Source organism: Cupriavidus sp. YAF13, assembly GCF_052113425.1.
Classification (GTDB): Bacteria; Pseudomonadota; Gammaproteobacteria; order Burkholderiales; family Burkholderiaceae; genus Cupriavidus.
The window spans coordinates 42140-54009 of sequence record NZ_JBFRDD010000044.1 but is presented as its reverse complement, the minus strand read 5'-3'; the positions used below and the strand labels follow the sequence as shown (position 1 = coordinate 54009).

Below are 11870 nucleotides of genomic sequence, written 5' to 3'. Positions count from 1 at the left end.
GCGAAGCGAAATACGCTATCGTTTATCTTTCTGCGCTGTGAGCACAGTTTACCGCCACTACACTATCTGCTGCCGCCGCATGTGACGCGGCAGCCTTGCTTAACCTGTTCTTCTGGAGAGATTCGTGGTTCTTGCCGTCATCGCCGCGTCGTTTCGTAACAAGATGCAAATCGCCTTGCCAACGCTGCTAGCCGCAGGGGCGCTGCTGGCGGGCAGCCAGGCCAGCGCGTTCTCCCTGGACGACGTGGTGCCCCGCGCCAGGACCCTGGCCGACAAGCCCTATGCCGCGCCGGTCAGCAACCTGCCTCCGGTATTCAGCCAGATGCAGTTTGCCGACTACATCAAGATCCAGCCCCAGCGCGATAACCTGGAGTGGAAGGACCAGGGCACGCCGTTCCGCCTGGGCTTCTACCACCAGGGCATGCAGTTCGGCAGCCCGGTGCGCATCAACGAGATCGTGGGCGGCGCGGTCCATGAGATCAAGTACGACCCTGCGCGCTTCGACTTCGGCGACCTGAAGCTGGACAAGTCCGCGACCAGCAAGCTCGGCTATGCCGGCTTCCGGGTGCTCTACCCGATCAACCGGGCCGACAAGCTCGACGAGATCATGAGCGTGCTGGGCGCCAGCTACTTCAGGGTCATCGGCAAGAACCAGGTCTATGGCCTGTCCAGCCGCGGCCTGGCCATCGATACCGGGCTGCCCGTCGCAGAGGAATTTCCGGCCTTCCGCGAGTTCTGGATCGAGCGGCCCGACCCACAGGACAAGCACCTGGTGTTCTATGCGCTGCTCGATTCCCAGCGTGCCACCGGCGCCTACCGCTTCGATCTCTACCCCGGCGAGGACTCGGTCCTCAAGGTGCAGGCGCGTATTTTCCTGCGCGGCCCCGTTGCCAAGCTCGGCGTGGCCCCACTGACCAGCATGTTCCTGTTCGGGCCGAACCAGCAGCGCGACCAGTACAACTTCCGCCCAGCCCTGCACGATTCCAACGGCCTTGCCATCCATACCGGCAGCGGCGAATGGCTGTGGCGCCCGCTGAACAATCCGCGCAACCTCGCCATCAGCACCTTCCAGGTCACCAATCCCAGGGGCTTCGGCCTGCTCCAGCGGGGCCGGGAGTTTTCCTCGTATGAAGACCTGAAGGACCGTTATGACCTGCGGCCAAGCGCCTGGATCGAACCCCAGGGCGACTGGGGCAAGGGCAAGGTCGAGCTGGTGGAAATCCCCACGCCTGACGAGACCAACGACAACATCGTCGCCTTCTGGACGCCGGACCGTTTGCCGCCCAAGGGCCAGCCCCTGAAGGCGGACTACACGATGCACTGGACCCTTGACGAGCGCGCCCTGATGGACAAGAACCTGGCTTCGGTCAAGCAGACGCTGCGCTCCGCGGGAGAAATCACACAGGCCAACCTGATCCGCCACCTGGATGGCAGCACCGGCATCGTGGTCGATTTCGAAGGCCCCGTGCTGGCGAGCCTCCCCCCCGGTACGCAGGTAGGCGCGCAGGTCAGCGTAAGCAGCAACGCCGAGATCATCGACAGGGTGGTGGAACCCAATCCCGTCATCAAGGRCTGGCGGCTGAACCTGCGGATCAAGGTCAAGGATCCGAAGCAGGTGGTGGAAATGCGCGCGGCGCTGGTGTCCGGCGACAAGACGCTGAGCGAGACGTGGAGCTACCAGATGCCGCCGTATTCGGTCGGCGGCAAATAACACGGCCTAATACGGGCAATACGAAATACGACCGCCCGTTGCGCCGTGCCGCCCCCCGTCTTGCGCCTGGCGTCCCGGCTCAGGCGAGCGCGCCGCGGGTCGCCGGCAACACGGCCTGGACCGACGTGGCAAAGCGCTCGACGATGCGGTCGATGTCCTGCGCCGAGCAGATGAACGGCGGCGCAAAGAGCACGTGGTCGCCCCGCACGCCATCCACGGTGCCGCCCATCGGATAGATCAGCAGCCCATTTTGCATGGCGGTGGACTTGAGCCGGGCATGCATCTTCAGGGCCGGGTCCAGCGTCGCCTTGGTCTCGCGGTCGGCCACGAACTCCACGCCGACAAAGAGGCCGCGGCCGCGGATATCGCCAACGTTGGGGTGGCCGCCCAGCGTTTCGCGCAGCCGGGCGCGGAGCTGCTCGCCGCGCGCCAGCACATTTTCCAGCAGACGGTCCCCGGTGATGGTGCGCTGCACGGCCAGTGCCGCCGCGCAAGCCGTGGCATGGCCGATATACGTGTGCCCATGCTGGAAGAAGCCGCTGCCACCCACCACCGCGTCGTAGATGCGGCTACTCGATATCATCGCGCCGATCGGCTGATAGCCCGCGGCCAGGCCCTTGGCGATGGTCACGATATCGGGCACCACGCCATCTTCCTCGCACGCGAACAGGTAGCCGGTGCGGCCCATGCCGGACATGATTTCGTCGAGGATCAGCAGCACGCCGTACTTGTCGCAGACGGCGCGGATGCGCCTGAGATAGTCCGCCACCGGCGGCACCGCGCCGGCGGTCGCGCCCACCACCGTCTCCGCCACAAACGCGGCGACGCTCTGCGGGCCGAGCTCGAGGATCTTGGCTTCGAGCTCGTCGGCCAGGCGCTGCGCGTACTGCTGGTCGGTCTCGCCCGCTACCTGGTCGCGATAGGCGTAGCACGGCGCCACATGGTGCGCCGGCACCAGCAGGGGCAAGAACGGCTCGCGGCGCCATGCATTGCCGCCAATGGCCAGCGCCCCCAGCGTGTTGCCGTGGTAGCTCTGGCGGCGCGCGATGAAGTGGCGGCGCTGCGTTTGCCCGATCTCCACGAAATACTGCCGCGCCAGCTTCAACGCGGCCTCGACCGCCTCCGAGCCGCCCGAGACAAAGTAGACGTGGTTCAGATCGCCGGGCGCCGCTTGCGCCAAGGTGCGGGCCAGTTCTTCCGACACTTCGGTGGTGAAGAACGACGTATGCGCGTAAGCGAGCGAGTCAACCTGCTGCTTGATCGCCTCGATCACACGGGGATGCCCGTGGCCCAGGCAGGACACCGCGGCCCCGCCTGAAGCGTCGATATAGTGCTTGCCATTGCTGTCGATGAGTTCGATGCCCTTGCCGGCGACTGCCACGGCAAGCGTCTGGCGGGGATTGCGGTGGAATACGTGGGTCATGATGTTTGGTGTGGAAACTGAATATCGAATTGGGGGCATGGGCGGTGCGTGAGAGCCTGGCCTGCAATGCTGGCGGCCTCAATGGGTAATGCCGGCATGACTTCTCTGCCCTGCTTACCGTGATTCGATTTCCGCTGGTTTAACAACCTCCGCCCACCTCCTGGCCTCCCGGTCCGCAAAGCTGGACCGCGCCTGCGCAGCCTGGGGCTCCGAATTTCGCCTTCCATGCAGGATCGGGCAAAGAAGCGCTGCCGTCACCGGCGAAGTATAAGAAAGCCCGCCCGGTTATGCAACATTTGTTTCTTTGTAAATAAACGAGATTCACTCGATTCAATCTGCACCGCGATGCGCCGGAGGCACGTCCAGTGCGTCGTGTGACCAGTTGTGCAACAATCGTTACATCCGTCAATCAGGACACCGCCCATGCCTACCGAAGTCTCCATGCCGCCGCAGAGCCTGGATGAACTGCTTGTTCATCTCCGGGAGAACTTCGCCACACTCAGTACGCAGTTCCAGGGCGGGGCGCGCTACCTGCTCGATCATCCGCAGGAGATTCCCATCCTGTCCATGCGCAAGATTGCTGCGAATGCAGGTGTCCAGCCAGCCACCCTGGTGCGCCTGGCCCAGTTCCTTGGCTTCGAGGGCTGGCAGGCCCTGCGCGAGCTCTTTGTCGAGTCGATCCGCGGCGGCCCGCAGCCCTACGCCAAGCGTGCCAAGAAGCTGGTGCGCGAGAGCGGGTCAAGCCGGATGCTCACGGAAATGCTCGACGCCCAGCACCGCAACCTCGACCTGACCGGGGCCAACAATGCCGAGTCGATGCCGCAGGCTGCCGACCTGCTCAGCGCCGCGCCCAATGTGTATGTAGCGGGCTTTCGCTCGTGCTACCCCATCGCCTTCACCCTGCACTACGTGTATCGGCTGTTTCGCCCAACGGTGCACCTGATCCGTGGCGATGCGGGCACGCTCGAAATGGAGCTGCGCGCCCTGACGGCCAAGGATGCCGTGGTGGTCGTGAGCTTTGCGCCCTACTCGCAGGAGAGCATCCGCGTGGCCGATGCCGCGCGCGAGGCCGGCTGCCGCGTGGTGGCCCTGACCGACAGCACCGTGGCGCCGATTGCCTTGCATGCCGATTGCACGCTGCTGTTCTCCATCGACAGCCCATCGTTCTTTCCCTCCATCACGGCCGGCGTGGCGGTGGCGGAAGCCCTGGTCGAGCAGTTGCTTGCCAAGAAGGGCAAAGGCGCGATCAAGGCGCTCGAACTCGCCGAAGGCCAGCTGCACCAGACCGGCGCCTATGTCCCGGCCAGGCGGGGCTAGCTGGCCAGGCATGCGCTAGGCGGGCTGGCTGCAGCCAGCCCGCTCTCAACGCAAGGCGCTTGCCCCGCATCATCCAGGGTGGCGGCGTTCTTGACAACGGTCATGCTGGTCTCCTCCGGGTACGGGATTACTCAAACGCTTCATCGTTCGGCTGGTCGTAAGCCTTCTTGACCGCTGCGCTCATCGGGAACTCGAAATTGATGTTCTTTGGCGGCACCGGCTTGCTGAACCATTTGGCGTACAGGCCCTTGATCTCGCCGCTTTTCATCAGGCCGGTGATCACGCCGTCGACCAGCTTCTTGAACTCGGGATCGTCCTTGCGCATCATGAAGCCATAGGCTTCGAACGATTGGGGCGTGCCCACCACTTCCCACTCCGCCGGGTTCGGCGCCAGCGTTTTCGCGCCCGACAGCAGCACGTCGTCCATCATGAAGGCGGAGACGCGGCCCGATTGCAGGATCAGGAACGACTCGCCGTAGTCCTTGGCGCTCTGGATGGTGATGTTGGCCTTCTTGTCGTCGTTGAGCTTGCGCAGGATCCGCTCGGACGTGGTGCCCGCGTTGGTGACCACGGCCTTGCCGCTAAGGTCCGGGAAGTCGTGGACCGGGCCGCCCTTCCTGACCAGCAGGCGCGTGCCGGCAACAAAGAAGGTGGTGGAGAACGCCACCTGCTGCTGGCGCGCTTTCAGGTTGGTGGTGACCCCGCACTCCAGGTCGACCGTGCCGTTCTGGACCAGGGATATGCGGTTCTGCGACGTGACCGGCACCATGCGGACGTCAAGCTTGGCCAACCCCACCTGCTTCTTGACCTCGGCCACCACCTTGTCGCAGATGTCCTGCGAGTAGCCGATCACCTTCTGGTTGCTGTCGTAGTAGGAAAACGGGATCGAGGTGGTGCGGTGCCCGATCGTGATCGTTCCCGACTCCTTGATCCGGGCCAGCGTGGGGCTGGCAGCCACACCCGAGGCCTGGACCGCCCCCGCGCCAAGCATCGCTCCCAGCATTGCCAATCCGAGGCAGGTGGCTTTCACAGCTTTCATTTATCGCTCCTTGTTTAGCAGACACGCGACGGGCCATCGCGTTTGAATACTATTCACTGAGCAACAACTGTTCCATCATGGATAACCATGAAACATATGTATTTTTTACGGGAAAAATGAAGTAACAGACGCATCGCGCACCAAATAAGGCGATACAAATGGTGCATGACCGGCCTCGTTTTGAGGCATGGCGGAACCAGCAGGCCTGCGCAACCAGGCGTAGCATGTCGCGCTCGCCTCCCGCTTTTGATTCCGCCTCATGCGTTCCATGCGATCCCTGCCGCCTCTCGTGACCCTGCGCGCGTTTGAAGCCGCCGCCAGGCGCCTGAGCTTCAGCCTGGCGGGGCAAGAGCTTTTTGTGTCACAAAGCGCCATCAGCCACCATATCCAGCGCCTGGAGAGCGACCTGGGCGTGACGCTGTTCGAGCGGCGTGCCCGCGCGGTTGTGCTGACCCCCGCGGGGCAGGCGTATTACGCCAAGGTGCACACGGCGTTCGAACTGCTGCGCGATGGCACGGAGCAGGTACGGGCGCCCGGCACGGCGCGCACGACGCTGACCGTGGGGCTGCTGGCGTCGTTTGGCACGCGCTGGCTGGCGCCGCGCTTGCAGGCGTTCTCGCTGGCGCATCCCGGCATCGACCTGCAGTTGCGGCCCGATATCGGCCTGGCCGACGTGGCCGGCGGCGAGGTCGACGTGGCGATCCGCTACGGGCGCGGCGCCTGGCCAGGCGTGCAGGCGCAGCAGCTCATGCCGGAGCGCCTGTCGGTAGTCTGCGTGCCCGGACTGATCGCCGGGCCGGACCGGCCCGCCAAGCCACAGGACCTGCTGCGCTTTGCGTTTTTATCGTCGCATGCCCGGCAGCCGTTCGAGTGGGACGCGTGGGCACGCCGCTTTGGCCTGGACCTGAGCCAGGCGCAGACCGTGCATCTGCACGACTACAACATCGTGGTGGAAGCGGCGCTGGCCGGCCAGGGCATCGCCATGGGCCGCCACCGCCTGAWCGCCCAGCAACTGGCCAGCGGCGCGCTGGTGCAGGCCCTGCCCGACGCGGTACTGGATGATCCCGGCATAGGCTGGTGGCTGGTCGCACCGCGCGGCGCGCTGGGCGAGGCCGCGTCGGCCTTCCGTGGCTGGCTGATGGCGGAGGCAGCCGAGGATGCGCCGGGCGGCACCTGACGCAGCGTGGTGCCGCGTGGTGCCGCTTGGTGCCACGTGGCGCCAAGCGATCACCCACGAATTAGTTTTGCTCATGTGTGGCGAGGCAAGAATTGATTGGTTTCCCGGCCGCCAAGCCGATAGGATGGGCCTTCCCAATCTCTTTCCCGCGCAACCCAAATGACCCTCTCCCTCTCCGCCCGCGTGGCCGAACTCGGGCTGACCCTCGAAGCCGCGGCCGCGCCCGCCGCCAACTACGTTTCGTTCGTGCAGGACGGCAACCAGCTCTTCATCTCCGGCCAGATCTCGCGCGAACATGGCCAGGCCGCGTACCTGGGCCGCCTGGGCGACAATATTTCGGACGAAGACGGCGTGCGGGCGGCGCGGCTGTCGGCGCTCGGCGTCCTGTCGCAGATCGCCGCCGCCACGGGTGACCGGCTCGACCGGGTGGCCCGCGTGGTGCGGCTGGGCGTTTTTGTAGCTTGTACGCCGGACTTCCAGCGCCAGAGCGCCGTCGCCAACGGTGCATCGGACCTGATGGTGCAGGTCTTCGGCGATGCAGGCCGCCATGCGCGCAGCGCCGTGGGCGTGGCCTCGCTGCCTGCCGGGGTTGCCGTGGAAGTCGAAGCGGTCATCTCGCTGACCTCGGCCTGAACCGGACGCACATCCCAGGCCCCCCCCAGGAACCCCCATGCCAGCCCCCCTCACCGCAGCCCCCCTTACCGCTGCCGCCGTCGACGCCCTGCGCGCCCTTACCCCGGGTGCGCAAGGCACCACGCATTTCAACCACGGCGGCGCCTCCCTGCCGTCAGCGGCCACGCTCGAGGCGATCTACAGCCACCTGCGGCGCGAAGCCACGCTGGGGCCGATGGAAGCCGGCGTCGCGGCGCGCGAACAAACGGAACGCGCGCGCACCCTCGCCGCGCAACTGCTCAACGCCCAGCCGGCGGAGATCGCGCTGACCACGGGCAATTCGCCCGGCTGGGGCGCCGCGTTCGCCGCCCTGGGGGCCTGGCAAGCCGGCGACCGGATCCTGGTCGGGCGCCACGAATGGGGCGGCAACCTCGCCACCATGCGCCTGACGGCGCAGCGCGCGGGCGCATCGATCGAAGTCATTCCGTCCGATAACCGCGGCGCGGTGGATCCCGAGGCGCTGGAGGCCATGCTGGACGACCGCGTGCGCCTGATTGCCCTGACCTGGCTGCCGGCCAACGGCGGGCTGATCAACCCGGCAGCGGCCATCGGAAAGGTGGCGCGGCGCCACGGCATCCCCTACTTCATCGACGCCGCGCAGGCGGTGGGGCAATTGCCGATCGATGTCGCTCAATTGGGCTGCGACGTGCTCAGCGGAGCCGGGCGCAAGGCACTGCGCGGCCCAAGGGGAACAGGCCTGCTCTATGTGCGGCAGGATTTCCTGCCCCGGCTCACACCGGCATTCGTCGACACGTACTCCGCGCCGCTGGATGCGGACGGCGAGCCGGTGCTGCGGGCCGGCGCGGCCCGCTTCGAATCGGCGGAAGCCTCGATGGCACTGCGCTGCGGCCTGGCCAACGCCTTGCAGGAAGCGCTGGAGATCGGCCTTGAGAACATCCGTGCGCGGATCGATGCCACCGCGCAGGCGCTGCGCGTGCAACTGGCCGCCATACCCGGCGTGACGGTGCTGGACCAGGGCCACGAGCGCTCCGGACTGGTGGCGTTCAACCTGGCGGGCCAGGACCCGGTGTCGGTGCAGCGCAGCCTGGCGGCGCAGGGCGTGGTGATCGGCAGCAACGGCGTCGCCTACACCCCCCTGGATATGCATGCCCGCGGACTCAGCCAGATCGCCCGCGCCTCGGTCAGCTACCTGACCACCGAGGCGGAGATCGGGAAATTGCTGGAGGGCTTGCGGGCGCTGGTGCGTTAGGGCGCCGGACCGGGCCTTTCATCGCGCAGCGCATCGCGCGATATCGAGGCCAGTCATGCTAGCCAACGCAGGCGCACGTACGATTCCCGGCAAGGCGGCGGGGCAGATGCCTCATGTGGCGCTTGGTGGCGCGACGGGCTAGGATACAGAGACCGCGGGACGGTGGACGGTGAGGCTGATGCATCGCAGCATTCGCACCCGACGTCTTCGCATCCCTACCCTATGCCAGACAAAGCCCTGTCTCCGCCAGGAACGCTAACGCGCAACCGCCTCGTCAGGCGCATCGCGATGGTCGTGGCGATACTCGCAGGCCTCGTTGCCGCAGGCTGGTACGCAACCCGGGCCAAGCCGGTAGCGGTACTGACGGCCAGGGTCGAGCAGGGGCGCGTCGAGGCCACTGTCGCCAACACCCGGGCAGGCTCGGTTTCGGCCTGCCGGCGGGCGAAACTGGCGCCGCCGGCGGCCGGACGCATCGAGGTGCTGAATATCCACAAGGGCGATCGCGTGAAGGCTGGCCAGGTACTCCTCGTCCTCTGGAACGAAGATCTGGTTGCGCGCGAGCAACTCTCGCGACACCAGTTGCTGACAGCCGCCGCGCACGTGCGCGAAGTGTGCGAACTGGCCAAGGTGGCGGCAAGCGACGCCCGGCGCTCGCGGGAACTGGTGGCGAAAGGCTTCGTCTCGCCCCAGGCGGTGGAGCGGACCGATGCCGACGCCGACTCCAGGCGTGCCGCGTGCGAATCCGCGAAGGCGCAGGTGAAGGAGGCCGGGGCGCGTATCGCCGCCTCGCGCGCGGATACTGCGCGCACGGTGCTGAAGGCGCCTTTCGACGGCGTGGTGGCCGAAGTCAACGGCGAGATTGGCGAGTACCTGACGCCCTCGCCGCCCGGCATCCCGACGCTGCCTGCCGTGGACCTGATCGACGACTCGTGCCTCTATGTATCCGCACCGATCGACGAGATCGACGCGGCACGCCTGCAGGTAGGTATGCCGGCACGGGTCACCCTGGACGCCTATCGCGGCAGGCATTTCGAGGGCAGGCTGCGGCGCGTCGCGCCCTATGTGCTGGCGCTGGAGAAGCAGGCACGCACCGTCGAGGTCGAAGTCCAGTTCGACAGTCCCGACCTTGTCCGCCATCTCCTGGTGGGCTATAGCGCCGATGTGGAAATCGTGACCGATGCCCGCGACCAGGCGCTGCGCATCCCTACCACGGCGCTGGCGTCCGGCAACCGCGTGCTGGTGCTGAACGCCGCCGGCCGGCTGGAAGCGCGCATGATCGGCACCGGGATTGCCAACGCGGAGTTCACCGAGGTGACCACGGGGCTCAGGCGCGGCGAGCGCGTCGTCACCTCGCCGGAACGGATTGGCCTCCAGGCGGGTATCGCCGCTGTCGAGGCAGAACCGGCTACCGCGGAGACGCAAGCAAAATGATCCGGCTCGACGGCATCGGGCGGACATTCGTGCTGGGCGGCGAGGCTGTGCACGCGCTTCATGGCATCGACCTGGCGGTTGCTCAGGGAGAGTACCTTTCCATCATGGGCCCATCGGGTTCCGGCAAGTCCACCTTGCTCAATATCCTGGGCCTGCTGGACCGCGCCGATACAGGGACTTACCAGTTGGGCGGCCGCGATATAACCGCTCTCCCGGACGACGAGCTGGCGCGCTTGCGGCGGGAGAAGATCGGCTTTGTATTCCAGTTCTTTCACCTGGTGCCGCGCCTCACCGCCGCCGCGAACATCGAGCTGCCGATGGTGCTCGCGGGGATGGACCCGGCCGAACGACGACGCCGCGTGGACGCACTGCTCGGCGAGTACGGCCTGCAAGACCGCGCCAGGCACCGGCCCGACGAGCTCTCGGGCGGGCAGTGCCAGCGGGTTGCCATCGCGCGTGCCATGGCCATGCGCCCGGCGATGATTCTCGCCGATGAACCCACCGGCAATCTGGACCGGCATACCGGCCAGGAAGTCATGGCGGTGCTGGAAGGCCTGCATGCGCAGGGGGCAACGCTGATCGTGGTCACGCACGACCCGGAAATCGGCGCCCGCTCCCGGCGCAGGCTGCGCATGTTGGACGGCGGCATTGCCGGTGACGAGGCGCGGCAGGACAACCATGCGGCTCACTGACGTCCTCGGTTTCACCTGGCAGGTACTGCGCGGCTACCGCTCACGCAGCCTGCTGATCCTGCTCGCCATGGGCATCGGCGTTGCCGCCGTGGTGGCGGTGAGCGCGCTCGGCGAGGGGGCACGGCTATACGTGGTGAACCAGTTCGGCGCACTTGGCACCAACCTCGTCATCGTGCTGCCCGGGCGCAGCGAAACGGCCGGCGCAGCGCCGGGGATCGTGCTGGGCGCAACCACGCGCGACCTGACGCTGGACGATGCACTCGCGCTCAGGCGCAGTCCCGCCGTCGCGCGCATCGCGCCCCTCATTGTCGGGAACGCGGATCTGCATGTCGGCGCGCGGCGGCGCGAAGCGCCGGTGCTGGGGTCCACCGCCGAATTGCTGGCGGTGCGCCATATGGCGCTAGCCCAGGGCAGCTTCCTGCCCGAGGGCGATCCGCACCACGGCCAGCCCGTGTGCGTGATCGGCACCCGGGTGGCGACAGAGCTGTTTGGCACGCGCCAGGCGCTAGGCGAGTGGCTGCGCATCGGAGACCGGCGCTTTCGCGTGATCGGGCTGCTGGCCGGCCAGGGTGAATCGCTGGGCTTCAACACGGACGAACTGGTCATCGTTCCGCTGTCCGCGGCCCAGGCCCTGTTCAACACCGACTCGCTGTTCCGCATCCTGATCGAGGCCAAGGCCCGCGAGCAGATTCAGGGCGCCAAGGCCGACGCCGAGGAGATCATTCGCCAGCGCCACGAAGGCACGCGCGACGTGACCGTCATCACACAGGACGCGGTGCTCGCCACGTTCGACCGCATCCTGCGCGCGCTCACGCTGGCGGTGGGCGGCATCGCGGCTATCAGTCTTGCCGTGGCCGGCATCCTCATCATGAACGTGATGCTGATTGCCGTGACCCAGCGCCAGCGCGAAATCGGGTTGCTCAAGGCGCTCGGCGCCACCGCTGGCCACATCCGGCTGCTCTTCCTCACCGAAGCCGTACTGCTGGCGCTCGGTGGCGTGGCCGCGGGCCTGGCTGTGGGCGAAGCCGCGTGCAGGCTTGCCGTGCAGCTCTATCCGGCGATTCCCTTCACGCCGCCTTGGTGGGCCTTGCTGGGGGCGCCGGCCATCGCCGTCGTGACCGCCATCGCCTTCGCCGTGGCACCGGCCCAACGCGCGGCAAAGCTGGATCCGGTGCTGGCCCTGTCGGGACGATGACCC

General features: G+C 66.8%; 10 protein-coding genes. 8 read left to right on the top strand and 2 right to left on the bottom strand.

Features of this window, described 5'->3' with window-relative positions; all coding sequences use genetic code 11:
• The first annotated feature begins 163 nt into the window (after positions 1-163).
• Positions 164-1711, top strand: a complete 1548-nt coding sequence (locus AB4061_RS29435; RefSeq protein ID WP_441639773.1) for a glucan biosynthesis protein G — start codon at positions 164-166, stop codon at positions 1709-1711.
• A 79-nt stretch (positions 1712-1790) separates the two neighbouring features.
• Here the strand turns inward: AB4061_RS29435 and AB4061_RS29430 are convergent, their stop codons facing one another.
• Positions 1791-3134, bottom strand: coding sequence for an aspartate aminotransferase family protein (locus AB4061_RS29430; RefSeq protein WP_441639757.1), 1344 nt, complete (start codon positions 3132-3134; stop codon positions 1791-1793).
• A 423-nt stretch (positions 3135-3557) separates the two neighbouring features.
• Between AB4061_RS29430 and AB4061_RS29425 the strand changes: the two genes are divergently transcribed.
• Complete coding sequence (locus AB4061_RS29425) at positions 3558-4451, top strand: MurR/RpiR family transcriptional regulator (protein ID WP_441639756.1); 894 nt, start codon at positions 3558-3560, stop codon at positions 4449-4451.
• Positions 4452-4578: 127 nt separating this feature from the next.
• On the opposite strand, the gene AB4061_RS29420 is transcribed toward AB4061_RS29425, so the two are convergent.
• On the bottom strand, positions 4579-5454 hold the full coding sequence (locus tag AB4061_RS29420; protein ID WP_441639772.1) for a glutamate/aspartate ABC transporter substrate-binding protein: 876 nt from the start codon (positions 5452-5454) through the stop codon (positions 4579-4581).
• Between the two features lie 295 nt (positions 5455-5749).
• On the opposite strand from AB4061_RS29420, the gene AB4061_RS29415 reads away from it, so the two are divergent.
• The 6 genes from AB4061_RS29415 (at position 5750) to AB4061_RS29390 (ending at position 11867) form a co-directional block, all read left to right on the top strand.
• Positions 5750-6667 carry a LysR substrate-binding domain-containing protein gene (locus tag AB4061_RS29415; protein ID WP_441639755.1) on the top strand — a complete coding sequence of 306 codons (918 nt, stop codon included), beginning with the start codon at positions 5750-5752 and terminating at the stop codon, positions 6665-6667.
• A 159-nt stretch (positions 6668-6826) separates the two neighbouring features.
• Positions 6827-7300: a RidA family protein gene (locus AB4061_RS29410; RefSeq protein ID WP_441639754.1), complete on the top strand. Its 474-nt coding sequence runs from the start codon at positions 6827-6829 to the stop codon at positions 7298-7300.
• 37 nt (positions 7301-7337) lie between these two features.
• Positions 7338-8549: an aminotransferase class V-fold PLP-dependent enzyme gene (locus tag AB4061_RS29405; protein WP_441639753.1), complete on the top strand. Its 1212-nt coding sequence runs from the start codon at positions 7338-7340 to the stop codon at positions 8547-8549.
• A 294-nt stretch (positions 8550-8843) separates the two neighbouring features.
• Positions 8844-9980 (top strand): efflux RND transporter periplasmic adaptor subunit, encoded by a 1137-nt coding sequence (locus AB4061_RS29400; protein ID WP_441639752.1) that lies wholly within the window; start codon positions 8844-8846, stop codon positions 9978-9980.
• Positions 9977-10672: an ABC transporter ATP-binding protein gene (locus AB4061_RS29395; protein WP_441639751.1), complete on the top strand. Its 696-nt coding sequence runs from the start codon at positions 9977-9979 to the stop codon at positions 10670-10672. Before AB4061_RS29400 ends, AB4061_RS29395 begins: the two co-directional genes overlap by 4 nt.
• A complete protein-coding gene (locus AB4061_RS29390; RefSeq protein WP_441639750.1) occupies positions 10659-11867 on the top strand; it encodes an ABC transporter permease in 1209 nt (402 codons plus the stop codon). Before AB4061_RS29395 ends, AB4061_RS29390 begins: the two co-directional genes overlap by 14 nt.
• Positions 11868-11870: the final 3 nt, after the last annotated feature.